This is a genomic window from Bradyrhizobium sp. BR 1433, from assembly GCF_051547665.1.
In the GTDB taxonomy this organism is placed as follows: Bacteria; Pseudomonadota; Alphaproteobacteria; order Rhizobiales; family Xanthobacteraceae; genus Bradyrhizobium; species Bradyrhizobium australafricanum.
Genome location: NZ_JBPUGG010000001.1, coordinates 3,995,349 through 4,021,315 on the forward strand (window position 1 = coordinate 3,995,349; position 25,967 = coordinate 4,021,315).

The 25,967-nt window shown below is 62.0% G+C and carries 23 protein-coding genes, 1 tRNA gene and 1 pseudogene; 4 read left to right on the forward strand and 21 right to left on the reverse strand.

Translation table 11 applies throughout. The features are described from left to right. Positions 1 to 42 precede the first annotated feature (42 nt). The 20 genes and pseudogenes from groL to ACSKB9_RS19605 all read right to left on the reverse strand — a co-directional run bounded on the left by groL (position 43) and on the right by ACSKB9_RS19605 (position 21,257). Positions 43 to 1,668 (reverse strand): chaperonin GroEL, encoded by a 1,626-nt coding sequence (groL, locus tag ACSKB9_RS19510; protein ID WP_438075041.1) that lies wholly within the window; start codon positions 1,666 to 1,668, stop codon positions 43 to 45. 85 nt (positions 1,669 to 1,753) lie between these two features. After that, positions 1,754 to 2,041, reverse strand: coding sequence for a co-chaperone GroES (groES, locus tag ACSKB9_RS19515; RefSeq protein WP_438075043.1), 288 nt, complete (start codon positions 2,039 to 2,041; stop codon positions 1,754 to 1,756). Positions 2,042 to 2,271: 230 nt separating this feature from the next. Further along, on the reverse strand, positions 2,272 to 3,333 hold the full coding sequence (locus tag ACSKB9_RS19520; protein WP_438075045.1) for an LLM class flavin-dependent oxidoreductase: 1,062 nt from the start codon (positions 3,331 to 3,333) through the stop codon (positions 2,272 to 2,274). Positions 3,334 to 3,367: 34 nt separating this feature from the next. Continuing rightward, the gene (locus ACSKB9_RS19525; RefSeq protein ID WP_438075047.1) at positions 3,368 to 4,591 is read right to left on the reverse strand and encodes an acyl-CoA dehydrogenase family protein; all 1,224 of its coding nucleotides are present in this window, start codon (positions 4,589 to 4,591) and stop codon (positions 3,368 to 3,370) included. Between the two features lie 28 nt (positions 4,592 to 4,619). Continuing rightward, positions 4,620 to 6,374: a dipeptide ABC transporter ATP-binding protein gene (locus tag ACSKB9_RS19530; RefSeq protein ID WP_438075049.1), complete on the reverse strand. Its 1,755-nt coding sequence runs from the start codon at positions 6,372 to 6,374 to the stop codon at positions 4,620 to 4,622. After that, a complete protein-coding gene (locus ACSKB9_RS19535; protein WP_438075051.1) occupies positions 6,371 to 7,279 on the reverse strand; it encodes an ABC transporter permease in 909 nt (302 codons plus the stop codon). Before ACSKB9_RS19535 ends, ACSKB9_RS19530 begins: the two co-directional genes overlap by 4 nt. Then, entirely contained in the window at positions 7,276 to 8,193 is a 918-nt protein-coding gene (locus ACSKB9_RS19540) for an ABC transporter permease (protein WP_438075053.1), read from the reverse strand. Before ACSKB9_RS19540 ends, ACSKB9_RS19535 begins: the two co-directional genes overlap by 4 nt. 9 nt (positions 8,194 to 8,202) lie before the next feature. Further along, positions 8,203 to 9,813 (reverse strand): ABC transporter substrate-binding protein, encoded by a 1,611-nt coding sequence (locus ACSKB9_RS19545; RefSeq protein WP_438075055.1) that lies wholly within the window; start codon positions 9,811 to 9,813, stop codon positions 8,203 to 8,205. A 605-nt stretch (positions 9,814 to 10,418) separates the two neighbouring features. Beyond that, entirely contained in the window at positions 10,419 to 10,700 is a 282-nt protein-coding gene (locus ACSKB9_RS19550) for a hypothetical protein (RefSeq protein WP_438075057.1), read from the reverse strand. Between the two features lie 10 nt (positions 10,701 to 10,710). Next, complete coding sequence (locus ACSKB9_RS19555; RefSeq protein ID WP_438075059.1) at positions 10,711 to 11,499, reverse strand: ABC transporter ATP-binding protein; 789 nt, start codon at positions 11,497 to 11,499, stop codon at positions 10,711 to 10,713. Continuing rightward, positions 11,499 to 11,771, reverse strand: coding sequence for an ABC transporter permease (locus ACSKB9_RS19560; protein WP_438075061.1), 273 nt, complete (start codon positions 11,769 to 11,771; stop codon positions 11,499 to 11,501). The genes ACSKB9_RS19555 and ACSKB9_RS19560 overlap by 1 nt, the downstream gene beginning before the upstream one ends. Continuing rightward, positions 11,768 to 12,490 carry an ABC transporter permease gene (locus ACSKB9_RS19565; RefSeq protein ID WP_438075063.1) on the reverse strand — a complete coding sequence of 241 codons (723 nt, stop codon included), beginning with the start codon at positions 12,488 to 12,490 and terminating at the stop codon, positions 11,768 to 11,770. Before ACSKB9_RS19565 ends, ACSKB9_RS19560 begins: the two co-directional genes overlap by 4 nt. Positions 12,491 to 12,592: 102 nt before the next feature. Continuing rightward, the gene (locus tag ACSKB9_RS19570) at positions 12,593 to 13,534 is read right to left on the reverse strand and encodes an ABC transporter substrate-binding protein (RefSeq protein WP_438075064.1); all 942 of its coding nucleotides are present in this window, start codon (positions 13,532 to 13,534) and stop codon (positions 12,593 to 12,595) included. A 156-nt stretch (positions 13,535 to 13,690) separates the two neighbouring features. Continuing rightward, entirely contained in the window at positions 13,691 to 14,848 is a 1,158-nt protein-coding gene (gene sfnG / locus ACSKB9_RS19575) for a dimethylsulfone monooxygenase SfnG (protein WP_438075066.1), read from the reverse strand. A 13-nt stretch (positions 14,849 to 14,861) separates the two neighbouring features. Next, positions 14,862 to 15,647, reverse strand: coding sequence for an ABC transporter ATP-binding protein (locus tag ACSKB9_RS19580; protein ID WP_438075068.1), 786 nt, complete (start codon positions 15,645 to 15,647; stop codon positions 14,862 to 14,864). A gap of 21 nt (positions 15,648 to 15,668) precedes the next feature. After that, the gene (locus ACSKB9_RS19585; RefSeq protein ID WP_438075070.1) at positions 15,669 to 16,988 is read right to left on the reverse strand and encodes an ABC transporter substrate-binding protein; all 1,320 of its coding nucleotides are present in this window, start codon (positions 16,986 to 16,988) and stop codon (positions 15,669 to 15,671) included. 55 nt (positions 16,989 to 17,043) lie between these two features. Further along, positions 17,044 to 18,166 (reverse strand): annotated as a pseudogene (locus ACSKB9_RS19590) (branched-chain amino acid ABC transporter permease). A gap of 3 nt (positions 18,167 to 18,169) precedes the next feature. Continuing rightward, the gene (locus ACSKB9_RS19595) at positions 18,170 to 19,051 is read right to left on the reverse strand and encodes a branched-chain amino acid ABC transporter permease (protein ID WP_438075072.1); all 882 of its coding nucleotides are present in this window, start codon (positions 19,049 to 19,051) and stop codon (positions 18,170 to 18,172) included. Positions 19,052 to 19,058: 7 nt separating this feature from the next. After that, on the reverse strand, positions 19,059 to 19,829 hold the full coding sequence (locus ACSKB9_RS19600; RefSeq protein WP_438075074.1) for an ABC transporter ATP-binding protein: 771 nt from the start codon (positions 19,827 to 19,829) through the stop codon (positions 19,059 to 19,061). 6 nt (positions 19,830 to 19,835) lie between these two features. After that, complete coding sequence (locus ACSKB9_RS19605; protein ID WP_438075076.1) at positions 19,836 to 21,257, reverse strand: LLM class flavin-dependent oxidoreductase; 1,422 nt, start codon at positions 21,255 to 21,257, stop codon at positions 19,836 to 19,838. Between the two features lie 511 nt (positions 21,258 to 21,768). On the opposite strand from ACSKB9_RS19605, the gene ACSKB9_RS19610 reads away from it, so the two are divergent. The 4 genes from ACSKB9_RS19610 to ACSKB9_RS19625 all read left to right on the forward strand — a co-directional run bounded on the left by ACSKB9_RS19610 (position 21,769) and on the right by ACSKB9_RS19625 (position 25,409). Continuing rightward, complete coding sequence (locus tag ACSKB9_RS19610; protein WP_438075078.1) at positions 21,769 to 22,992, forward strand: acyl-CoA dehydrogenase family protein; 1,224 nt, start codon at positions 21,769 to 21,771, stop codon at positions 22,990 to 22,992. An 89-nt stretch (positions 22,993 to 23,081) separates the two neighbouring features. Next, the gene (locus ACSKB9_RS19615) at positions 23,082 to 24,452 is read left to right on the forward strand and encodes a styrene monooxygenase/indole monooxygenase family protein (RefSeq protein ID WP_438075080.1); all 1,371 of its coding nucleotides are present in this window, start codon (positions 23,082 to 23,084) and stop codon (positions 24,450 to 24,452) included. 95 nt (positions 24,453 to 24,547) lie between these two features. Continuing rightward, positions 24,548 to 25,240, forward strand: coding sequence for an HAD family hydrolase (locus tag ACSKB9_RS19620; RefSeq protein ID WP_438075082.1), 693 nt, complete (start codon positions 24,548 to 24,550; stop codon positions 25,238 to 25,240). Between the two features lie 7 nt (positions 25,241 to 25,247). Then, positions 25,248 to 25,409, forward strand: a complete 162-nt coding sequence (locus tag ACSKB9_RS19625; protein WP_438075084.1) for a hypothetical protein — start codon at positions 25,248 to 25,250, stop codon at positions 25,407 to 25,409. Between the two features lie 405 nt (positions 25,410 to 25,814). Here the strand turns inward: ACSKB9_RS19625 and ACSKB9_RS19630 are convergent. Next, positions 25,815 to 25,891: transfer RNA gene (locus ACSKB9_RS19630), tRNA-Met, on the reverse strand. Between the last annotated feature and the right edge of the window lie 76 nt (positions 25,892 to 25,967).

The window sequence follows — 25,967 nt, forward strand, 5'->3', positions numbered from 1 at the left end:
CCCGTTCTGATCAATCGACCGGCGAGACCGCCGGCTGGCTGCTCAGAACTCTCCCCCCGCCCCGGGAGCTGCGATTGCTGGCTTGTCCTTTGGCAGTTCGGCGACCAGCGCTTCCGTGGTCACGATCAATGACGCGACCGAGGCCGCATCCTGCAATGCAGTTCGCACCACCTTCGCCGGGTCGACGATCCCAGCCTCGATCAGGTCGACATACTCCTCGGTCTGCGCGTTGAAGCCGTAGGTCGGCGATCGCTGCTCCAGGATCTTCCCGACTACGATGGACCCCTCAACGCCCGCATTCTCCGCGATCTGCCGGATCGGACTTTCCAGCGCCTTGAGCACGATGTTGATTCCCGCCTGCACGTCGGAATTGCCATGGCTCAGCCGGCCGATGGCGGCCTTTGCCCGCAACAGCGCGACGCCGCCGCCGGGCACAATGCCTTCCGCGATTGCCGCTCGCGTGGCGTTGAGCGCGTCGTCGACGCGGTCCTTTTTTTCCTTAACCTCGACCTCGGTCGCCCCGCCAACGCGGATCACGGCAACGCCGCCCGAGAGCTTGGCAAGCCGCTCCTGCAGCTTCTCGCGGTCATACTCCGAAGTGGTCTCTTCGACCTGCGCCCTGATCTGGGCAATCCGGCTGTCGATATCCTTGCGCTTGCCGGCGCCGCCGACGATCGTCGTGTTTTCCTTGTCGATCCGGACCCGCTTGGCACGGCCAAGCTGCGACAGCGTCACATTCTCGAGCTTGATCCCGAGCTCATCCGAGATCGTCTGTCCCCCGGTCAGGACCGCGATATCCTCGAGCTGCGCCTTTCGCCTATCGCCGAACCCCGGCGCCTTCACGGCAGCCACTTTCAGTCCGCCGCGGAGCCTGTTGACGACCAGGGTCGCGAGCGCCTCGCCCTCGACATCCTCGGCGACAATCAGCAGGGGCTTGCCGGACTGCGCGACCGCCTCAAGTACCGGCAGCAAGGGATGCAGCGAATTCAGCTTGGCTTCATGGATCAGAAGATAGGGATCTTCGAACTCGACCAGCAATTTCTCTGTATTCGTGACGAAATAGGGCGACAGATAGCCACGGTCGAACTGGAGGCCCTCCACGACATCGAGCTCGGTGTCGAGGCTCTTCGCCTCCTCGACGGTGATGACGCCATCGTTGCCGACCTTCTTGACGGCGTTGGCGATGATCTTTCCAACCGCGACATCGCCGTTCGCCGAGATCGTGCCGACCTGGGCGACTTCTTCGGAGGACTGGACCTTTCGCGCCCGCTTCTCGATATCCTTGATCGCTTCGGCGACGGCCAGATCGATACCGCGCTTGAGATCGAGGGGATTCAGGCTGGCAGCGACGGCCTTTGCACCCTCCCGAACAATCGCTTGCGCCAGCACCGTCGCGGTCGTGGTGCCGTCGCCGGCGAGGTCGTTGGTCTTGGAAGCAACCTCGCGCAGAAGCTGCGCACCGATGTTCTCGTACTTGTCCTCGAGCTCGATCTCCTTGGCAACGGTCACGCCGTCCTTGGTGATCCGCGGAGCCCCGAACGCCTTTTCGATGACGACATTGCGCCCTTTGGGGCCGAGCGTCACCTTGACGGCGTTGGCAAGCGTGTCCACGCCGCGCAAGAGGCGATCGCGGGCATCGGTCGAGAATTTCACATCCTTTGCAGCCATATGCACTGTCCTTCGAGCAAGACTGTCCCTGCCGCGCGCAGGACTGCGCGGTCGGACATCGTTGAGGTGTTGTTGATGACGAGGTCTAGGCGATCACGCCGAGAATGTCGGATTCCTTGGCGATCAGCAAATCTTCACCATTGATCTTGACCTCGGTTCCAGACCATTTTCCGAACAGGACCCGATCGCCCTTCTTCACGTCGAGTGGATGCAGCTTGCCGGTTTCATCCCGCGCCCCGCCGCCAACGGCGACGACCTCTCCTTCCTGAGGTTTCTCCTTCGCCGTGTCGGGAATGATGATTCCACCCTTGGTCTTGTTGGCCTCCTCGATGCGGCGGATCACCACACGATCATGCAACGGACGAAAGCTCATCGGGACCACCTTCGAAAATTTCTGCGTTCAAGTTCGCGCATCAACGGCGCAATTTCGCCTTTGACGTCTTCAAAACGTTATGGTCGCGATGATTTCGCGTCCATGTCAAATTGCGCTGCCGAAATAGACGATTGCTGCCGATGCAGCGCGACGCGGAAAACGTTTCGGTTGATGAAATGCAATGACAGCCTGCAAGTCCTCGATGGCGAGACCCGCAGGGTGTCGCGCCGCTAAGCTGCGGCCTTGCCCTGCAAGCGCCGCACGCGGGGGATCACGTGTTCGGCGAAGTGCGCCATGTTCTCGTCGACCGGCTGGAATTGCAGCATGAAGAGTTCGACACCAATCGCATTGAACTCGACGATACGCCTAGCGACCGTGTCATAGCTTCCGACCAGCCGCGCCGAGGTGCCGCCGTTGGTCCCGACTCTTGCCTCCTTGGCCGCGGTCTTGAACATCTGCGCTTCGGGATCCGCATTCGCCACCAACCGGGCGCGCGCCGGCTTGTCCTGCTCCGAGATGGAAAACAACTTCGTCAGCTCGGCCTCCGCTTCAGCATCCGTCTCGCGGGCGATAACGAAGGCGGACATCCCGAAGCGGATCGGCGCTCCAATACGCGGCCTGTGGGCGACATCCTGGATCAGGGCGCGAATATCCTGAAGCGGCTGCCCATTCATGAAATAGACATCCGCGGCGTGGGCCGCGAGCGCCCGTGCCGCCTCCGACTCGCCGCCAAGATAGATCGCCGGTCGTGGCCGGAACTGGTCGCGCGGACGTAGTTGATAGGCCTCGATGCTGAAGTGCCGGCCCTGGAAATCCACCCGATGGCCGGATGTCAGCCGTTCGAAAATCTCGACCCACTCCCGCCCATAGGCGTAGCGATCGTCATGATCGGGAAAGCCAATTCCCGAGCGCTCCAGTTCCGGACGGTACCACGCATTGACCAAGTTGATGCCGAACCGCCCCTCACTGATATTCTCGATCTGCAGCGCCATCTTCGCGAGCACGACCGGGTGCACCAGCAAGGGCTTGATCGCGGCAATCAGCTCGATCCGGCCGGTCAGGGCGGCCAGTGCGGCCGCGCCGGTCCAAGTTTCGAGCAGATCCTGGTCGTCACCGCTCGGATGAATGATGTGCTGCGCAAGCAGCGTGGATTCATACCCAAGCGCTTCGGCCTGCAAAATCTGGGCACGAACGCGTTTCCATGACGCATCGGGCGGATCGGTGGGATGATGTCGGGAGGCCCAGCTGCCATGGGTGAGCGCCCATACGCCAAACCGCAAGGGGAGTGCCATCGGTGAAGAACCTCGTTTCAAGCCTGCTATCGTCTCACGGCGTTCCGATCCGGTATTGGCCCGGCGGGGGCGTTCCGTTGACGGCGAAATCGCCGACGATGCGATCCCGATAGACGCGATGGTTATGGTTGGTGATTGTCCGCGCATTGCGCCAGTAGCGATCAAGCGCCAGATTGCGCGCTGCCGATGATGCACCCAAGGCATCGAAGAAGATCGTGGTCGCCTCCAGGATCAGGCTTGAGACAACCGTGACGGCCTGATCGAGCTCGAGCTCGGCGATGGCGACGGCAGCGGCAATTCGATCCTCATCACGAGAGAGCTGCGATTCATGGGCGCGCTGCAAGGCCTCGGCAACCTTGAGCACGATTGCGCCGGCGGCATAAGCATTGCCGCGTACCCTGCCCACAACCTGAAGTATCTGCGGGTCCGCCGCTACGCGATCGGCGTTGCCGTGGCTGAAAACCCGCGTCCGCTGCTTGACCAGGTGCGCAACGTCATTGGCCGCGGCGCGCCCAATGCCCGCGAGTGTTGCAAGGTGCACCAGTTGGTAGAACGGATTGGAATACTTGAACCGTGCGGTCACCGGAATGACCTGGTTACCCTCCACGGGAACATCCTTGAATATCGTCGTGCCGCTCGCCGTGAGCGCCTGGCCAAAGCCGTCCCAGTCGTCGAGCACCTCGACCCCGGGCGAATGACGGGAAACGACGACACCGACCGGCTCGCCATTCTCATGCTGGGCTGCGATGTTGATCCAGTCGGCGAACAGCGTGCCGGTCGTGTAGTATTTCCTGCCGTTGAGCACCAGCCGGCCGTCCCTGCTGGAAACAGTGGTCGAGAACGCCTGCAGCTTGTTGTCGCCGACCTCGCTGTGCCCATTGCCGAACAGGGTCTTCTCGCCGATGCGGCGCAGCCACAATTCGCGGCGCGTCGGATCGGCCGAGTTGAGCACATCCTCGGTAAAGCCAAAATGCGAGCGGAGCGAATTGGTGACGTTCGAGTCGGCCTCCGACAGTTCGATCAGCAGGTTGAACAGCTCCGGCAGCGTCGCGCCGGCGCCGCCAAACTCGTCCGGCACCCGCACGGTCGTGAAGCCAGCCGCGCGCAACGCCCTGATCTCGTCATAGGGCAGGCGCCGCTCAAGATCACGCGCAACGGCGGTATCCCTGATCGAGCGGAACAACGGCCGAAAGGGCTCCGCAAGGTCTTCATATCGTGACGACGGGCCACTGCCCCAGGCTTGATCGATCTGCGTCATCGCTGTCCTCCTGTTGCGGCTTCTGCCCCTAAGCAGGGCCGGCGACGAGTGCGCCGGCCGCTAGCGCCCTGGCGGACAATCCACGCTGGATATCCGGGACTGCGGCCAGCAGCGCCTGGGTGTAGGGTTGCTGCGGACGTCCGAGCACCGCCTCGACGGCCCCCTGCTCAACCACGCGACCGTTGTGGAAAACGAGCACCCGATCGGCCAGATGTTCGATCACACCCAGATCATGCGAGATGAACAGTAACGCGGTGCCGAGCTTCGACTGCAACTCCGCGAGCAAGTCCAGCACCTGAGCCTGGATGCAGATATCGAGCGCCGATACCGGCTCGTCGCAGACGATCAAGGCGGGCTCGGCCGCCAATGCCCTCGCGATCGAAACCCGCTGACGCTGGCCGCCGGACAGCGACCTCGGCCGGCTTTCGAGGTATTCGGCACTCAGACCGACGAGCTCAAGCAGCGAAATGATACGTTCACGTTGTTGCTTGCGCTCCGGCAGGCCCGCGAGATTTTCAGCGATGATGTCCTGAACGCGATAGCGGGGATCGAAACTGCTGAGCGCATCCTGCGGAATATATTGCAGCTTACGCCGGAGCGGCCGCCGCGCCGCCTCTGATATCGCCGACCAGGGGCGGCCGAGCAACCGCACCGCTCCCTGATCGGGTGAAAGCAGGCCGAGAACGATCTTGGCACAGGTCGATTTGCCCGAACCCGACTCGCCGACGATGCCGACAACCTCGCCCGCCCTGACGTCGAAGCTGACGTCCTGCAACACAGTCGAACGGACACGCCCCGTCGCCTGGGGCGAAATATAGCTCTTGGAAATCATCTCGACCTCCAGAACCACCGCGCCGGCCTCGCGGCGGGCCGGCAACGGCTCGCGCGTGATCGCGACGGCATCTCCGTTTGCGGCGTTCACTGCCGCGAGCTCAATTCGCGCCGACGCGAGCCGCGCTCCGCGCGAGCGGACCGACGGAACGGCCGCGATCAACTGCCGCGTATAGGAGTGTCGTGGCCGGGTCAGCACGTCGCGAGTCGGTCCGCTGTCGACGACCCTGCCGTCACGCATCACCATCACCCGGTCTGCAATTCCGGCGACGACGGCGAGATCGTGACTAATCAGCAATACGCCCGCACCTTCGCGGATTCGTTCCGCGAGCACCTGCAGGACTTGCGCTTGCACGGTGACGTCGAGAGACGTGGTCGGCTCGTCTGCAATGATCAGATCGGGATTGGCGGCGATTGCCGATGCGATCAGCGCACGCTGGCGCAATCCGCCCGAGAGTTGATGCGCATACTGCAAGGCGCGATCCGCAGCATTGGGAATGCCGACCCTGCGCAGCGTGTCCAGCGTTCGCTCCCGGATCGATCCGGGATCGGTCAGAATCCTGTGACTGGAGATCACTTCGGCGACCTCCTGTCCGATCGTGCGCAACGGGTCGAGCGAGACCAGCGCATCCTGCATGACGAGACCGGTGACCGTTCCACGCAGCTTGCGCCAGTCGGCCTCCCAATAGCCGCGCACATCGCGTCCCTTGATCTCGAAGCGACGGGCGGTCGTCCTGGCCCCCTCTCCGGCGAGGTTTAACAGGCTTCGCGCGGTCACGCTCTTGCCTGAGCCGGACTCACCGACCAATGCGACGCACTCGCCGGGCCGGATCGTCAGATCGACGTCGATCACGATCGGCCTGTCGGCATTTGCGCCGGCAAAGCCCACATTCAGACCCAGGATATCGACCAGCGGAGCCTGTTGCGCGGGCGCGGATTGACCGGTGCTCATGCCATCCGCCCCTCGAATTTCTTCTGCAGGAAGTTGCCGACCACACTGAAGGCAATCACCGTGGCCGTGATCGCAAGGCCCGGAAAGACGCCTGGCCACCACGCCACACGTAAAACGTCCCGGCTTTCCGCCAGCATGACGCCCCATTCCGGCGTCGGTGGTTGCGGGCCCAGGCCCAGAAAACTGAGACCCGACACGATCAGGATCGTGCTGCCGATATAGACGGTCGCAATGATCGGGATGGCGACCAGCACATTGGGCAACACGTGCCGCAGAAACACCTGCCACTGGCTCAGCCCATAGACTGTCGCCTGTGTCACGTAATCCGCGTCACGCACCAATTGAGTCTGTGCCCGGACCACCCGGCCGAACTTGGGAATGCCGGCGATCCCGACCGCGATCGCGATATTGAGCATGCCCTGGCCGAGAAAGGTGACGATCAGCATCGCGAGCAACACACCCGGAAAGGACGACAGCATGTCGAACAGACGCGACACGGATTCATCGAGGATCCGATTGCGCTGGCTGGCGATGATTCCGAGAATCACACCCAGACCGAGCCCGACGGCAACGCCGCCGAAGCCGATCAGAAGCGAGTACCGGGTGCCGTAGATGGTTCGCGCAAACACATCGCGGCCGAGGCGGTCCGTACCGAACAAATGCGCCCAACCGGGCGGCTTCAGCCCCTCGGTGAAATCACCGACGAGCGGATCGAAGTGGGTGAACAGCCACGGCACGGCCGCCGCAGCGATCAGGAGCGCCACGAATGCGACGGAGACGATGAACGCGAGCGGCGGACGACGCCGAACCGCGATCACTGGAAGCGAGGTTTCGAACCCGACGAGGTCTTGGGGCCGATCGAGAGGGACGGCTTGTTCGAACGAGCGATGCGACGACGCGGTCATTGAGCCCTCAATCTCGGGTCGATCAGCACATAAAGAATGTCGAGCAGGGTCGAAGCGGCGACGTGAATGAAGGCAGCGAGCAAGACCACGGTCAGCACAACAGGCACATCATGCGTAAGCACGGCTCCGAGCGTCACCGTGCCGAGACCCGGCCGGCCGAATACCTTTTCCGTGATCACCGCGCCACCGAGCAGGCCGCCGATCAACCATCCTCCTAAGGTTACCGCCGGCAGCAAGGCATGTCGCAGCACGTGTCGCCACCGGATGACGAACTCGCCGACACCGCGTGCCCGCACCGTCGTCACAAACGGCAGGTCGAGCGTCTTCTCCATGGCTTCGCGCAGGACCTGCGTCAGCAGACCCGCCGTCGGCAGCGCCAGGGTGATCGACGGCAGGACGATCGACTTCCATCCCACCGCGCCGGACACCGGGAACCAGCGCAGATTGAAGGAGAATGCCATCAAGAGCAGAATGCCTAGCCAGAACACCGGCGTCGAGGCGAACACCAGTTCGACGACTGATGCAATCTCTCGCGATAAATTGCTGCGGCCGGCCGTCAGGAGCGCGATGCCGCCTGCAATCACGACCGCGAGCACGCCTGCGGTCAGTGCAAGCTCGACCGTCGGCAGCAGCTGCGAACCAACCACCTCGATCACGGGCTGCCGTAGCACGTAAGAGGTGCCGAAATCGCCGCGAAAGATACGGAACAGGAAATCGAGATATTGCTCAGGCAGCGTACGGTTCAGCCCCCATTCGGCGGCGATCGTTTCGCGCAGGCCGGGATATTCGAGGTCTCCGGCAAGAATGTCCTGGATGCGCCCCGGCAGAGCGTGGAGCGCGACGAATGTCGCGGTCACGCTCGCCCAGGCGACCACCAGGCTGGTGAACAGCCTGGATATGATACGGGACCACATCCAGCTGCCCTACTTCTTTGCGATCCAGAAGTCGTAAGCACTGGACGGCGAGTCGAGGCCAGCCTCGAAGCTCAAACCGTTGACGGTGCTCTTGGCCGCCAGGAACCAGCTTGGCGCAAACAGCGGCACGATAAAGGCCTGATCGACGCCGCGCTTCTGGACCGCATCCGTCAGCTCCCGTTTGCGTACCGGATCAGTCGACGCAAGCGCTTCATCGATCTGGCGGGTGATCTCGGGATCCGGATTGGAGATGTTGGCATACAGGAATCCCTTCGAGCCGAGCATGTCCCAGAGTTCGCGCGCCGGATCAGAGGGATTGTCCGTGTTCGGGTAGATCGTCCAGGTGCCGTTGGCATTGTTCTTGGCATACTCGCCGGCCGTAATGAGCCGCAAATTCAGATCCAGGCCCACATTCTTGCGGAGCGACGCCTGAACACCCTGGATTAGGATGTCACGATTGTCCCGCACATAAGGTTGGGGATAGCCGACCTCGATCGAGAGCCGCTTGCCGTCCTTGGTTCGAAACCCTTCGGAGTCGCGGCCGGTCCAGCCGGCTTCATCGAGCAGCTTGTTGGCTCCCGCGATGTCGTTGCCCCAGGAGCCGACGAGAGCCCTATTGTATGCAGGATTGGCAGGCCCGATGATCGACCAGGCACGCGGCACCGTTCCCAGGTAGACCTGCTTGACGATCGGCTCGAGATCGAAGCCGTCGCGCAACGCGCGACGCACGCGGACATCGTCGGCCGGCGGACGCGTATAATTGATGTTGAACGTGAAGGAGGTGCTGGCGCCGGATGGCCCGGTCAGCAGCTTGAAGTCCGGTTGCTCGGCAAACAACGGCGCATCGGTCGGCTGCACGCCCTCGATCAGGTCAACCTGTCCAGACGTCAAAGCGCCGGTGCGCACGGCATATTCGGGCAGGAACCGAAAGGTCACGCGATCAAGATAAGCCGGCCCCTCATGTGCCGCGTTGCCCGGTCCCCATTTGTAGGCGGGATTGCGAACGAACACCGCGGATTGACCGCGCGTGTAGCCCTCGAATAAGAACGGCCCAGTGCCCGCCAACGCGCGCCCGCCGCCGCACAAATCACCCTTCTCCAGCGCCTTCGGCGAAATCAGACCCAGCTTCACGTTCGATGTCGATTCCAGGAAGCTCGAATCCGGCTTGGACAAGACGAGTTTCACGACGTAGGGCGAGACCACCTCGGCGTGATCGAAAGTCTGCAAAAGAGAGACCGCGGTCGCCGCGTTCTCCGGCTTGAAGATGAAGTCGAAATTCGCCTTGACCGCCGCGGCATCGAATTTCTCGCCGTCATGGAAAACGACGTCCTCGCGGAGCTTGTAGGTATACTGCTTGCCGTCCGCTGAAATCGACCACTCCGTCGCGAGCCATGGGGCAAAGGTACCGTCGGTCTTCTTCGCGATCAGCGAGTCGATATAGTTTCGCGCGACGAAGAACGCGGCCTGCTGCGATGAGCGGTGGGGATCGAAGCAGGATGGCTCGGTCGTGACACCCCATGTCAACGCCCCGCCAGAAACTGGCTGCCCCGCAGCCTGCGCGGCGTTTATTCCCAGCAACGCAGCGGCGATCCAGCTCACGAGCAAACTATTGTTCTTCATTCGCACCACCTGCACATATTTTTCAAACGCCCGCGTCGCCGGCGCATCGAACATTCCCCATCAGGACGATAGAGACGTCGGCGCATCAGCCATTTCTTGCAGGCATCGCTTCTGCTGCAGTGCGATCTAATTCGTGGCTGCGCGTGAGCGCAACATGCAAACGATTGACACATTGTCCGCAAGCGAAGTTTGAAAAATAATTCGCAATCCTGCATCGTTGATGGATGAAATCGATCCAACACGATACGAAGCCGAAAATCCGATGCTGCCAAAAACATGACACGCAACGGCGGATCTTCGAACATGCCCTGATGATCGGGAGTGTTGCGAGGGACGCTGTCAAGCCCGTCTCACCCAGTTGATTGAGCAGCGAAAGCCTTCACCAATCCTCTGGCGGCATATTGCGAATACCGCCGACGGTGTTGATATAGACAGGGAACGGCGATCAGGACGTGGCACCCAAAGCTCTCGTTCAATCTGGCCGAGAATTGGCAACCATGATGTCGTTCTACATGCGTCGGGCGCCTCAGGGAGAACAAGGAATCGGAACTCGCGACCCGCAGCGTTCGTGAATCTATCGAGTCCAACAAGCGAGGTAGAGGCCATCACGACTGCCGCTGTGCTGGCAATGCCAGGCTCAGCGAAGCGATTGCGACACCGATCCAGAACGTACCCCACCAGTAACCCAGCGCAATCGCGGGATGCGTCCCGCGGCAGAGCGCCCGCGCCAAATCGCAAAGATCCGAGCGGCCGACCAGGCAAAAGCCCGCTTCGCGCGTCGACAAATAGGCATAGCCGACCACATCACGATATGTGATCCACCACCAGAGCACTGCGAGCACGAGAACGCCGATGCCGAGCGCCTGACAAGTTCGTGCGTGCCGCATCGGCCTCACCTCAGGTCGCAAGGCCGAGTGTGCCGAGGATTCTCCGCCGTAGCGCGACGAGCTCAGGATCGTCACGATGCCGCGGATATGGCTTGCCGAACTGGAACTCGGCCTTGATGCGGGCCGGCCGCTCGCTCAGGACTACGATGCGCGACGACAGCAGCAGCGCCTCCTCGACATCATGGGTGACGAGGATCGCAGTAAAGCCGTTACGCTGCCATAGGCGGACCAGTTCGGCCTGCAGCGTCAGCCGCGTGAGCGAGTCGAGCTTGCCCAACGGCTCGTCGAGCAGCAGCAGTTTCGGATCGTTGACGAGCGCCCGAGCCAGCGACGCGCGCTGGGCCATGCCACCCGAGAGTTGATGCGGATAGGCCGCAGCGAATTCGCTGAGACCGACGAGCGACAGGGCGGCGTCCACCCGCGCGTGGGACTGCTTGAGCACCCCTCGTGCCTCCAGGCCGGTCGCCACATTCTTCCAGACCGTTGTCCAGGGAAACAGGGTCGGGTCCTGGAAGACCAGAATGCGCGACGGATCGGGGCGTATCACGGGCAGGCCGTCGGCGAGGATCGAGCCGTTGCTCGGCAACTCGAGACCGGCGATCAGGCGAAGCAAGGTCGACTTGCCACAGCCCGACGGCCCCAACAACGCGACAAATTCTCCGGGCCCGACGCTGAAATCGATCGCATCGATGACCGGCAGCTTCGAACCGGACAGGCTGAACTGATGGCTTACCGCCCGAATATCGATCGCGGAGCTCACGAGTTCGGGACTCCTGGAGGCAAGCGGGACGCTCGGCATCAGATGAATCCTTCCTGCCAGCGCAGCAGGCGGTCGCGAACGACGAACAGCAGGCGAACGATGCCGGCGCAGAGCGCGGCCATCATGATCAAGGCGGCATAGACGTTGGCGTAGCCGGAATAGGCCGTCTGGAACTGGATGTACCAGCCGAGGCCGTATTTCGCGCCGAGCATTTCCGCTACGACCAGCACCGCAAAGGAGTAATAGAGCGCCATGAAAAGGCCGACGAAGACGTGAGGCAGCGACGCGGGTATTGCGATCCGGCGGATCAAATAGCGATTGTCAGCACCCAGAATTCTCCCACGTCGTAGAAGGAACGGTTGACCGAACCGACGCCCGACGCGGTCAAGATCGCAACCGGAATGCCGGACGCCAGAGCAACGATGAAGACGCTTGCTCCAAACGTGGTCGGGAAGAAGTAGAATGTGCAGGGAATCCAGGCCGTCGCGGGCACAGGCCCGATCAGTTTGAGGAAGGGCATGCCCCAATAGCTGAATCGTTTCGACCAACCTAGCGCCACGCCGGTGGCATAGCCGACGGCCACGCCCGACAGGAAACCGAGCGACCACAATCTCAGCGTATAGCCGATGCAGATCAACAGCCGCGTTCCGTCCGCCACATAGACGTTGAGCAGCCCGTGTGGCGGAGAGAAGAACGGCTTCGGCAGCCAACCGGACTTTGCGGTGGAGAGCTCCCAAAGGGCAAGCCAGACGCCGATTGCGACGAGCCATGGGCCGTAATGGATCATGACCTCGCCAGCGCGCCCGAGCCGGTAGACGACCGGTGACAGCAGGACGAAGAGCACAGCAAGTGCGCCGGTGATCGCGGCGAACAGACCGGCACTTCCCCAGGGAACGACGTCGGGCAGCCCGATCGTCACCAGTGCAGCCGCCCCCCAGGAGAGCGCGGCGAACAAGCCGTCGCGCCACAGCCGTCGAAACGATGTCAGCTGCGCCTGGGCTGCGCCGTCGAGCGCTTGCGCCTCGCTCATTGTGCCAATCTCAGCCGAGCAGGTTCACGGTAACCCGCTCGGCGAAGGCCTTCGGATCCGTCGAGGCGTCCAGCACCTTGACGAGCTTGAGGTCCTCCGCCGTCACCCTAGACTAATCTGATCGACCAGTGGCTGCCCGATCGGATGATCGTGATAGACCAGAGTTCCGAGAATTTCGGTGAGCTCGGCAAGCGTCAAACCCGCAGGCTTCAGTGTTTCGAGATACCAGGCCGCCACCTCGTCGGGATGGTTCGCAGTGTATTCGTGGACCTCGATATTGGCCTCGGCAAGCCGCCGCAGCGCGTCCTTGTTGGCGTTCAGAAAGGGGCCGTGGGCGCCGAGCACACAGCAGGTATGGCCTTGATAGACGCCGGTCTGGGTATCGGCGATCTTGACGAAGTTGAACTTCTTCTCGATCGAGTAGGCCCAGGGATCGAGATGGGCCGCGACGTCAGCCTCGCCGCGATTGACGGCTTCGCCAACCAGATCGAACGGCACGACCTTCCACGTGACGTCGGTCTCCGGATCGATGCCCGCCTTCGCGAGCGTCACCTGGAAAGCCACTTTCGGCGGCGAAACCACATCATAGCTCGCAATCGTCTTGCCTTTGAGACCCGCAACATCCTTGATCCCCGACGCCTGCGAGGCCAGCAGGCGCTGGCATCCGCCGTGCGAGCCGACGAATAGCTTGACATCGAATCCCTGCTCCAGCGGCTTCAGCCAGTCGCCGATCAGGCCGGCGCCGGCGTCGGCCTTGCCCGTCGCCAGTGCTTGAATCAATGTCTGGCCGCTCGCTCCCTGGTAAAACAGCTCAACGTCGATGTTATGCTTGGCATAGATCCCCTTCGCCAGGCCGAAGCCAAGCGGCGAGTGGCAGGCGGCCACCTCGGTCCAGGCCAACCTGATTTTCGGCGCCGGACCGGCGATCGCCGGCGAATAGACGTTGCTCGCCGCGATGCCGCCGGATGCCATGAGCCCCGCAGCACCCGTCGCCCGCAGGAAGGTACGCCGGCTGACCTTGTGACGTCGTTCCGATTTTCTCATTTCGAAGCTCCAGTCCCAATCTGATGATTCAAAGTTGATCAAGGAGAACCGTTGCAACAGCCGGCGCGGTGTCCGTCGATGCGTGATGATGATGCGTCGTCAGTTCCGACGTGTCGAGCAAGCTGCGAAAATAGCGACGCGCGCGCTGCTGATCGTTCACTTTCCGCGCGCTTTGTTTTGAATTTGCATACGGTCGCAGCTCATTCCTTTTCCACATTCGGCTGCGGCCGCCTCAAGCCGGTTCTCATGGGCTCTGCTGGCTTTGGCCGTGTTCAAGAGCGGAATCACCTCGCGGCCGAACGCCGGCAGTTCGTCGGTAAAATTCAGGAAGGCGCAAAGGATCATGTCGACGCCGACGGCCTCGTAAGCGCGGATGCGCTCGGCGATCAGCTCGGGAGGACCAAATAAGCGAGTCTTGAAGCCGTCGTTGGGCTGCACCAGATTGGCATGGCTCGAATCCGCCCACATCCCGATCTTGTCCGCAGTCGATGCGCCGGCCTGCTTCACCTGTTCGGCGAAGGCCTGAACGATCTCGGGGTCGGCGCCCGCGATGATCGCCTCGAGCTGCTCGAGCGCTTCCCGCTCGGTCGGCCGCTGGATGATGAAGCCGTTGAGCCCGAACTTGACGGTGCGCCCTTCTGCTTTCGCGAGCGCGCGGACCTCGTCGATCTGCTGCTTGGCACCCTCCACCGTCGTGCCATTGAGAAAATACCAATCCGAATATTTCGCAGCCATCCGCCGCGCGGCCTTGGAATTGCCGCCCTGGAAGATCTCCGGATAGGGCTGCGAGATCGGGCGCGGCTTCAACCAAGCATCATTGATGCTGTAGAAATCGCCCTTGAAGGTGAAACGGTCCTGTGTCCAGAGCCCCTTGAGCACCTGGATGAATTCTTCCGAGCGGCGGTAGCGCTCATCATGTTCCAGCCAGGGCTCACCGAAGGCGCGGAACTCATCCTTGAACCAGCCGGTCAGGATGTTGATGGCAAATCGCCCTTTCGAATAGACGTCGATCGTGGCGCCCACCTTCGCGATCATCGCCGGATGCCAGAAGCCGGTGTGGATCGCGCTGATGAGTTTCAGCCGCTTGGTCTGAGCCGAGAGCACCGCCGTACAGGTGATGGCCTCCTGCTGCAGCTCCCAGCCATGGCTCGCGATAAAGCGCGCCGGCGCCAGGCCATATTCGAAGCCGAGCTCTTCGGCCTCCCGCGCGAGAGAGGCATTGTAGTCAAGCGTCCAGTCGGTGCGCTGCGGAACGTTGCTGATGACGAAGCCGCCGCTGCCGAGCGGCATCCAATATCCGAAACGAATGGCCATGACGCGCTCCTACTCAGACGATCGGGGTTTGAAGGGATACCGCCGTTCCAGCCGGTGCGGCACCAAGATAGAATTCTGCAACGTCGTCACGTTCGGCCAGCTCGGCCGCCGTGCCTGACGCGGCGACCCTGCCGTTCTCGAGAATGTAGCCGTGATCGGCAAACTGAAGCACGAGATGCGCGTTCTGCTCGGCCAGCAGAAAACTGACCCCCTCGTTCCTGTTGAGATTGCGGATGATGTGGAAGATCTCCTCCACGATGATCGGGGCAAGCCCCATCGAGGGCTCGTCGAGCAGCACGAGAGTCGGGTGCGTCATCAGGGCGCGCCCGATCGCGACCATCTGCTGCTCGCCGCCCGACGTCAGGCCGCAACGCGCGCTGCGACGCTGCTTGAGCCGCGGAAACCAAGTGTAGACGCGCTCAAGATCGTCGGCGAGCGCGCGACGGCTCGGCCGACGTACGAAGCCGCCGCTGAGCAGATTCTCCTCGACCGTAAGCTGGGGAAAGACATGACGGCCTTCGAGAACCTGGACCACGCCCCGGGCAACGAGATCGGCCGGGTCAAGCCGGCTGGTCGCTTCGTTGCGCCATCTTATCGCGCCCCGACTCAAGAGACCGCGTTCGGACCCAAGCAAGTTGGAGATTGCCTTCAAAGTCGTGGTCTTCCCGGCGCCATTGGCGCCGAGAAGAGCAACGATCGATCTCTGCTCGACCCTGAGCGACACGCCGCGCAGGGCCAGGATCGCCTGACCGTAGAGGACCTCGATGTTGTCGACCTCGAGAAACGAAGACGTGGTCATAGCGATCCCTCTCAGGCGACGTCAGTTGGTCGCGTCGCGCGGCGTGATGCCTTTTTCCCGGGCATAGGCGGCTGCACGCTCGTAGATCAGCGGCAGCAACAGGTCCCGATCGGACTTCACCCAGCCGTTCGACACCACGTTCCACTTCTCGCCGTCCCACTGCAGCACCTTGCCGGCACCGCCGCCCTCGTGGTCCTTGGCCGAAAGCTTCAGCGGCTGCTGCAGGCCCGTGGCGCCGATTTCCGCGAGACGCTTCTCGGAGAGGTCGAGATGTTCGAGGCCCCACTGCGCTTCCTCGCCGTTGATCGGCCGCACACCGAAATGTGCCTGCGCGGTCCGGATCGCCTCGACCGCGACGATCGCCTCGTCGACGCCGGAATTGTAGTAGACCGAGCCGAAGCTCTTGGGATCCTTGAGATCGCTCAGTCCCTTGTCGAGGATGTACTTCTTGAGCTTCTGATGGATCTCGAAATCGGCACCCGCGGGGAATGGCGTGATCGCCAGATAGCCCTTGCCGACCGCGCCGGCGGGACGGACGTCCTCCTCGGAGCCTGACCAGATGCCGCCGATGATATGATCGACCGGGAAGCCGACTTTGGCGGCGGTCTTGATTGCGACCGGCGTCATCACGCCCCAGCCGCGCAAGAACACCCAGTCGGGCTTGAGCTGGCGGATCTTGGCCCATTGCGCCGACTGCTCATTGCCGGGATGCGGCACCGGAATTTGGATGTCCTCGAAGCCATAGGTCTTGGCGAGATGGGCGAGCGGGACCTGGGTTTCCTTGCCGTAAGGTGAATCGTGATAGACGGTCGCGATCTTGAGACCCTTCAGCTTGTCCTTGCCGCCGACCTTCTCCGCGATGAAATTGACCGCAGACGAGGCTTCGCTCCAGAAGCTGAAGACGACGGGGAAGCTGTAGGGGAAGACGCGCCCGTCGATAGCCTCCGTCCGGCCATACGCGATCGTGACCAGCGGAATCTTGTCGGCCACCGATTTCTCGGTCAACGCCTTCGAGATCGGATCACCGTGCGGCAGGAAGATCGGAACCGGTGATCCGTTCTTGCCCGCCTTCACGCGTTCATAGCATTCGACGCCCTTCTCGACTTCCCAATTGGTCTCGCATTCATCCCAGACGAGCTTGATGCCGTTGATGCCGCCTTCGACCTCGTTGATGTACCGAAAATAGTCGATCTCGCCCGCCCAGACCGGAATGCCACTCGACGCATAGGCCCCGACCCGGAAGGTCGCGAGCGGGAAGTATTGCGTTTTTGCTTCTTCCGCCGAGACGCTGGTGCCGGCCACCGCCAGAGCGAGCGCGGCCAGCCCAATCGCCTTGCTCATGATTCGCTTCTGTTTCCACAAAGACATCTGCTTACCCTCCATTTGACTGTAGAATTCATGTTCGATCGCGCACGTGGTTCACGCCCACATGCGACGGGTTTGTCGTGTGCTCACGGTTGATCCGCGATGCGAGCCGCGTCCACGCTCGCGACAGCAATGCTGCAAGGCCACGCGGCTCCTTGATCAGGAACCAGACGATCAGCGTACCGAACAGCGCCTTCTGAACGTTTTCGAGTTGTCCGGAATCTGATCGCGCCGCCGAACACCCCGCCCCCGAAATGATCGAGCAGGATCGGCACGAAGATCATGAAGGCGGCACCGAGAAAATTGCCGCTGATGCTGCCCATGCCACCGATGATGATCGCAAACATCACCTGGAACGACCGATCCAGATTGAAGCTGCGCGCATCCACCGTGCCAAGATAGGCAAACGCCCAGAGCGCTCCGGCGATCCCGATCACCAGCGAGCTCACGAAGAACGCCTTCAGCTTTCCGGCGGATACGGGAACGCCGATCACCGAAGCAGCAGTGTCCATGTCGCGGATCGCCATCCAGGTCCGTCCGGTCTGGCTGCGAGCCAGCCGCGCCGCAACGGCCGTCACGACCACGACGGTGGCAAGGGTCAGGAGATAGCGACCGGTCGGGCTCGAGAGATCATGACCGAGGAACGCCAGCCGCGGCGCCGAGATCGAGCTCGAGGTCGAGTAGTTCGAAAACCAGCCATATTGATTGAACAGCCATTCGAGCAGGAACTGGGTCGCCAGCGTCGAAGCGACCAGGTAGAAGCCCTTGATCCGCAGGCTCGGCAGCCCCGCGATGACCCCCACCAGCCCGGAAATGATGCCCCCGAGCAGCAGGCTGACCGGCAGCGGCAACTCCGGCAACCGCAGCAGGAGATTGTAGGTCGCATACGCGCCGACCGACATGAACCCGCCGCTGCCGAGCGAGGCCTGCCCGGCATAGCCCATCAGCAGGTTCAGCCCCAGCGCCGTGAGCGACATGATCAGAAACGGGATCAGGACGGCATTGAGCCAGTAATCGTTCGCCACCAGCGGAATGCCCGCGAGCGCGGCGAGCAGCACCACGACCGAGCCTGCGCGCAGCCGGTCGCGCGTGCTCTGCGCGGTCTCGCGCGACGGATTGAATCCTTCAATGGTATCCGTGCTGATCGCCGACATGCATCAAATCCTTTCGATCGGCGCTTCGCCGAACAGGCCAGCCGGCCGGACGAGGAGGAAGGCAACCGCCAACACATACGAAAACCAGGTCGAGACACTGCCGCCCAACAGGCTTCCGAGATAGATTTCCGCCAGGCTGTCGCCCGCACCGACGATCAGGCCGCCGACGATCGCGCCCGTGATCGAGGTAAACCCACCGATGATGAGCACGGGCAGCGCCTTCAGCACCACGAGTGTGAGCGCGAACTGAACCCCCTGGCGCGCGCCCCACAAGAGACCCGCAACCAGCGACACGAAGCCGGCGACGCCCCACACGATCTGCCACAGGGTTTGCAACCGGATCCCGATCGAGAGTGCAGCCTGCGGATCATCGGCGATCGCTCGCAGCGCGATCCCGACGCGGGTCTTGTTGAAGAAGATCGAGAGCGCGACCACAAGAATCCCGGCGGTGCCTGCTGCGACGAGGTCGAATTGGCTGACCTGAACCCCGCCGATCTCGATCGGTGTATCGACGATGCCGAGATCGAGCTCGTGCACGCTCGCACCCATCACGATTTGTGCGAGCCCCTCGATCACGAAGGACACTCCGAGCGTCGCCATGAACAGGGTGATCTGCGGGCGATTGACCAGCGGCCGCAAGACGACGCGCTCGACGGCGATCGCGATCAGAACCATCACCGCCAGCGTGATCAGCGCCGCCAGCCAGAAGTCAATTCCCTTGTCGCGCAGCGTCACGAAAGTGAGTGCCGCGCACAGTACCATCGCCCCTTGCGCGAAGTTGAAAACGCCGGAGGCCTTGAAGACCAGGACGAAGCCGATTGCGACCAGCGAGTACATGACGCCCGCGAGCAGACCGCCGACCAGCGTTTCGATGAAGAAGCTCATCTCGACCTCAATGCGCCGTGCCCAGATAGGCCGAGATCACGTCCGGATTCTTGCGCACCTCTTCCGGAGAGCCGTCCCCAACCTTGCGGCCGTAGTCGAGCACGACCACGTGATGCGAGAGCCCCATCACGACACTCATGTCGTGCTCGATGAGCACGATGGTGGTGCCGAGGCTTGCATTGGTCTCCAGGATCAGGCGGCTCATCACATGCTTCTCATCCTGGTTCATCCCAGCCATCGGCTCGTCGAGCAGCAGCAGGCTCGGGCGGCCGACCAGAGCGCGCGCGAGATCGACCCGTTTCTGAACGCCATAGGGAAGCGTCGCCACCACTGTGTCGCGATGCCTGGTCAGGTCGAGGAACGCGATGATCTCGTCCGCCTGGCGCTTGAACTCGCGGGTCTCGCGCCGATCCCGGCCAACGCCAAAGGCGTGCTCGAGGAGCGTCGTTCGGGAATGCCTGATCAGTCCGGCCAACACATTGTCGAGAACGCTGAGATGACGGAACAGCGCGTTATGCTGGAAGGTCCGGCCCACGCCCAGATGCGCCGCATGCGCCGGGCGGATCCGGATGAACTGCTCGCCATTGAACGTGACGCTGCCGCTGTCAGCCCGATACACCCCGTTGATGATGTTGAGCAGCGAGCTCTTGCCGGCTCCGTTCGGACCGATCAGCGCGCAGATCTCGCCACGCGCAACCTCGAAGCTCAGCGCGTTGAGCGCCTTGATGCCCTGAAACGACAGGGACACGTCGCGGAGTTGCAGGATCGGTCCGGACATCGCGCCTCAGGCCTCGACCGGCTGTCGCCCGGCCACTCCGGCCGCCTGGGCGGCGCTCCGCTTGACCGCCTCGATATCACGATAGGCCGCGGCAGGATGGCTCGACGGCAGATATGGCCCCTCGCCGAACAGCTTCTCGCGCAGCGTCCCCGGACGATAGCCCGTCGGATAGACGCCGCGCTTCTGTAGCTCCGGCACCAGCAGATTGACCACGTCCTCGAAGGTCTCCGGCGTCACCGCATAGGCGAGGTTGAAGCCGTCGACGTCGGTCTCCGCGACCCATTCCTGCAGGATGTCGGCAATTGTCGACGGCGAGCCGACGAACACCGGACCGAGGCCGCCAATGCCGCCCCAGCGCGCCAGTTCCTCGATGGTCCAGGACTTGCTGCCGCTGGCAAGATGATCGACGACGGACACGATCGCATTGGTCTCAACCTTCTTGACCAGATCGGTCGGCGCATACTGTCCGAAATCGATGCCGCTCCAGCCCGACATGAACACCAGCGCGCCGTCATAGGAGGCGTATTGCTGATACTCCCTGAACTTCGCCTCCGCCTTGGCGTCGGTTTCGTCGACAATCACCGTGACCAGGTTGTAGATCAGGATCTTGCGTGGATCGCGGCCGGCTGCAGCCGCCTGCCGCCGCACCTCGGCGACGTAGGATTTCAGAACCGGCTTGATCGGCGCGGCGACAAACACACATTCCGCGTGCTGAGCCGCGAAGGCCTTGCCCGGGCCCGACGCACCCGCCTGGTAGAGCAGCGGCGTTCGCTGCGGCGACGGCTCGCAAAGATGATAGCCCGGCACGTCGAAGTGTTTTCCCTTGTGCCCGATTTCATGAACCTTCGACGGGTCGGTGAAGATCCGTTTCCCGGCATCGCGCAGGACAGCCCCCTCCTCCCAGCTTCCCTCGAGCAATTTGTAAAGAACCTCGACATATTCGGTCGCGACCTCATACCGATTGTCGTGGCGGCGCAGCCCGCCCTGACCGATGTTCTTCGCCCCGCTCTCCAGATACGAGGTCACGATGTTCCAGCCGACACGGCCCTTGCTGTGGTGATCCGCGGTGGAAAGCCTGCGGGCGAAGCTGTAGGGATGCTCGAATGAGGTCGATGCTGTGATGCCGATGCCGAGATGCTCGGTTGCGAGCGCAATCGGCGCCACCAGCTGCAAGGGATCGTTGACGGGGATTTGCGCCGCCTGCTCGAGCGCATGGAACAGGGAATTCTTGTACACATCATAATAGCCGATGACATCAGCGATGAAGATGCCGTCGAAAATCCCACGTTCCAGCGTTCGCCCAAGGTCCTGCCAATAGTCGAGGTCCTTGTACTTATAGGAGCGATCTCGCGGGTGCGCCCAGACACCGGGAGATTGATGGCCGACACAATTCATGTCGAACGCGTTGAACCGAATTTGTCGCGCCATGCACATCTCTCCGTTGCATCGCTCATTTGCGATACTCTCGCTTCCTTCGACGGTATCTCGCCACAACAAGCGATCGATGGTCCATCGCGTTTATCGGTATTTTTCGATGCGCATCTTTCGTCGCAGCCATTTGCCGGATGAGAAAATCCCTCTCGACGAATTCCAATCCGTGATCGTCGAGCGACGTTGAGCAGCGCACTCATACGGACCACGACAATAAATCGCCCCGACGCATTTGAATCTCGATACGATCCACCGCGTCGCGCCTCGCTTCGGAGAACACTTCTCTCGAATTGACCATCGTCGCGTTCATCTCGGCCGCTCTTCAACGAGGCGCGAATAGCGCCGCCACAGAATCAGACATCATGATGTACGGCAGAATTTTCTTCGTACGACGCACTGCTCCGAACGTTCGTCTTCGATCCAGCGCAAATACAGTCTGGCTCTCGGCCGGGAGCAGACTATTCTTCAAGTCATCAAGATTGATGTCAGAACGAGCTGAAGCGGAACGATGACCATTCACGTTGCGAACCCCACGACGAGCGACAACGAGCTGGAAACACGGTTTGCACCGATCTTCGCGAAGATCGCGGCGGGGGCGGTCGCGCGCGAACGAAACCGCACACTGCCATTCGACGAAATCAGACTGTTGAAGGAGGCAGGCTTTGGGTCCTTGCGCGTACCAGTTGAGTTCGGGGGACTTGGCGCAACGCTTCGTCAGACCTTCGACCTGCTGATCGGGCTTGCAGCCGCGGATTCCAACCTGCCTCAGGCGTTGAGAGCTCACTTCAACCTGGTCGAGGACTTGCGGCTCAACACGGATCAGACCGTCAAAGCGCGGTGGCTCACGACAATCGCAAACGGCGCGCTGTTCGGCGTCGCGGTGACTGAACCTGGCATTGGCGCGGTCGATCGCTATCAAACCGCCGTGACGTCGGAGGGAGCCGCGCTCCGGCTCAATGGCACAAAATACTATACGACCGGCACCCTCTATGCCGATCATCTGATCGTGGCGGCTGACCAGGACGGCAAACGGGTCACGGTTCTTGTCGACGCCAACCAGCCCGGCGTCGACGTTCAGGACGACTGGGACGGATTCGGCCAGAGACTAACGGCGAGCGGCACAGCCGAGTTCAGGGACGTCGCGGTTCTTCCGGACCGCATTGTCGGCCCGGGCTATGGATCGGAAGGCCGCGTCTTCGGAACCGCCCACGTTCAGTTGATCCTGCTCGCGACCCTCGCAGGAATTGCAAAACGCGCCGCCATCGATACGACCGAATGGATCAAGGCGCGAACCCGCACCTTTTCCCACGCTGTCGCCGACCTGCCACGGAATGATCCCCTTGTGCAGCAGGTCATCGGGCAGCTGTTCAGCGCGGCATTTGGCGCGCGAGCGACCGTCCTCGCCGCGGTCGACGAGCTCGCGCGGACCCTTGACGGTCGCCACCAGGACCCTCAGCAGCTCGACGCCTCCGAGCTCGCGGCAGCCGAGGCCCAGGTGGTCGCCATCAAGCTGGTTCTCGACGCCGTGACCGCTCTTTTCGAGGTCGGCGGAGCCTCTCTGAGTTCCGATAAGCTCGCGATCGATCGGCACTGGCGCAACGCACGCACCGTCGCCTCCCACAATCCCGCAATCTTCAAGCTTCGCGCAATCGGCGCCCATGAATTGAATGGCGAGGCCCTTCCATATGCATGGAGTGCCGGCGTTCGTCGGGCTGGGCAGCACACCCGTTAGAAAATCGCGCGCTCTGCAGTTTAGCCCGTTGAGACGGTGCATGCCCGGGCCTCGCTTCTTGGCATAAGCAATTTCTTCAGGAGAGCCACGTGTCCAACACCAAACGAAAAGTCGCCATTGTCGGAGCAGGTCTCGCCGGGACGACGGCCGGGCTTGGCCTCGTCAACGCCGGGTTTGACGTCACCATATACAGCGATCGAGACCGCGCGTCGCTACGCAACGATGTGCCTCCGACCGGAACCGCCGTCTACTTCGGCAAATCCCTGGAATACGATGCCGAGATTATCGAGAACCTCTACGATGTCGGGACCAGCACCGGGATGAGCGTTCGGATATTCTCCGGCACCGGCGAAGCCCGAACTCCGATCATCGAGTTCGACCGTCCGTTCAACTATCGGGCGCAAGCTGTCGATACGCGGCTGCGCGCCGACGATCGGCTGGGTCGCTTCCTCGCGCGAGGCGGCAAATTCGTCGTGCGTACGGTCACGACAGAAGATCTCGATGCAATTGCCGCGGAGGTCGATCTCACCCTCGTTGCGACTGGAAAAGGCGGCCTGTCCTCGCTGTTCCCGGCTGACCCGGGTCGCACTGTCTACGCGGAGCCGCAGCGGCATCTGCTGCTTGCGACGTTCAAGGGACCGGATCGCGCCGATCATCAGTTCGCCTATCGCAGTTCGGACGGCGCCAGGCACAACTGGTTCACCATCCACGCTGATTTCGGCGAGACCTTTTTCGGCCCCTATCTGCACAAGGATGCCGGCGCCACACGAGCCTTCATCGGCTTCGCCAAGCCAGGCAGTCCGTGGATCGAGCTGTTCAAATCCGCGACCGATACCCAGAGCGCGCGCGACGCCGTGGTGAAGCTGTTCGCGACATACTTCCCGGAAGATCTGGCGTTGGTCGAGCAGCTCGAGCCCCTGCATGAGGACCCGCACTCATGGTTCCTCGGCGCAGTCACTCCGACCGTTCGGCGTGCCGTTGCCCGCACGAAAAACGGACACCCTGTTGCCGCGATCGGCGATACCGCAGTTTCCTTCGATCCGATCGGCGGTCAGGGAGCGCAGAATGCGGTCGTTCAATCCGTGCTGCTGATAAGGGCGCTCAGGGAGCACACGGGCAAGATCACCTACGAATGGCTGCAGGACCAATTCAATTCGCATTGGGAGCATCGCGCCGAGGCCGCTACGGAAGTTACCCGACTGTTCCTCGGTGACAAAAAGTATGCAACGCATGCCGAGCTGCTATTCCCGGCCGCTGCCGTCAACGCAAGGATTGGAAGCGCGTTCTTCGATTTTCTCTCGGAGCCACAGCCACTGCTTGGTATCCAGACTCGAGAGCAGATCGGCAAGTTTATCTCGGATTTGGCGGGAGAGGCGGCCGAGACCGTCCTGGCGAGGTTCAAGGCACCCGAGCAACTAGCGCAAGCTAAGGCCGACGAGCGTTCGCTTGTCTCCACATAAGCGGCCGCGTTGTCCCGCAGGTGTTGGCGAGCAAAGGCCGGGCAGATCGCATCGTGCGGTCTGCTTCATGGCCGGTGACAGTGGCGAAATGACGTTTGCGCGATCCAAAGACACCTCTGGACACCGACAACACCGACCAGCGCCTATTTGATAAACGTGGCGTCATGGAAAATCTGGCAGCAGCATCTCGATCGACATTTGCGGGCATCCGCTTCGTCTTGACCGACATGGACGAGACTCTGACCTACAAAGGTCGGATGTCTGCTCGCACCTATGATGCGCTTGAGCGATTGCAGGGTGCCGGGATTCACGTCATCCCGGTGACCGCAGCACCGGCGGGCTGGTGTGATCAGATGGCACGTATGTGGCCTGTCGACGGAGTGATCGGGGAAAATGGCGGCCTGTTTTTCCGGCGCGACGGCGAGCACGGCTTGGCAAGGCGCTACTGGCACGGCGACGCCGATCGTGAAAACGTCCACGATCGTCTCTTGGAGATAGCCGATCAGGTTCGGGCTCGTGTACCATCTGCGCAATGGGCGGACGACCAGGCCTTCCGCCTCACCACCATCGCCTTTGCGCGCTCGGCTGACGCGGACGCGAACGGAGCTATTGTCGCGGCGCTTCGCGCCGCCGGCGCCAGAACGACGATCAACAATCTCTGGATCCTGGGTTGGCTTGGAGACTACGACAAGCTTGCCATGACGCGACGCGTGATGGCGGAGAACTACGGCATCGACATCGAGACCGGCCGGGACGTGATCCTGTATTGCGGCGAACTCGATCAATGACGCTCCCATGTTCGCCTTCTTCCGCCACACGATCGGCGTCAGCACAGTGCGAGACTATCTTGCGGAGATTCCGGTGGCGCCCGCCTGGATTGCCGCGGGACCAGGCGGCGACGGCTTCGTCGAGGCCGCAAATGCGGTTCTTGCGGCCAGAGATTTCAAGGAGCATTGAATCGGCGAAGGGCCCGCGCAAGTTTTGACGGCCTGGTGGAAATTCAGCAGATTTTCGACCGCAGACCCCGCAGCAGGTGACTGCAAAGGCTATCGCCTGCGCGCGGTCGTGTTGATGTCTGCCGAGCAATACGCACTGGATGAGAATTGCTGACCAGCGAGACGACGCATCGCAACTCACATGTAACGGCGTGCGTCATCGACACGGCTGCGGACTCAGGTTGGTTCAGGACGCACCACACTCGACGAAACAGTCGAGGTGAGAGGGCTCCGCGCTTTAGCTCGTCATCGGATGGTTGCGGGTGATTTGAACCTACGAGCTAAGTCATTGAGACTGTTACGCTCGATCTCACCGGAAAACGAAGCGCCAGCAAACCCTTGAGATTGCTGGGGCTTTTGACCAACTTGGTTGCGGGGATAGGATTTGAACCTATGACCTTCAGGTTATGAGCCTGACGAGCTACCGGGCTGCTCCACCCCGCGTTAAACCGTTGCGTGCCTTGCAGAAAGGGTGCCTGAGCCGGCCGGCCAACGCTTTTCAACGGCGCCGATCGATCCG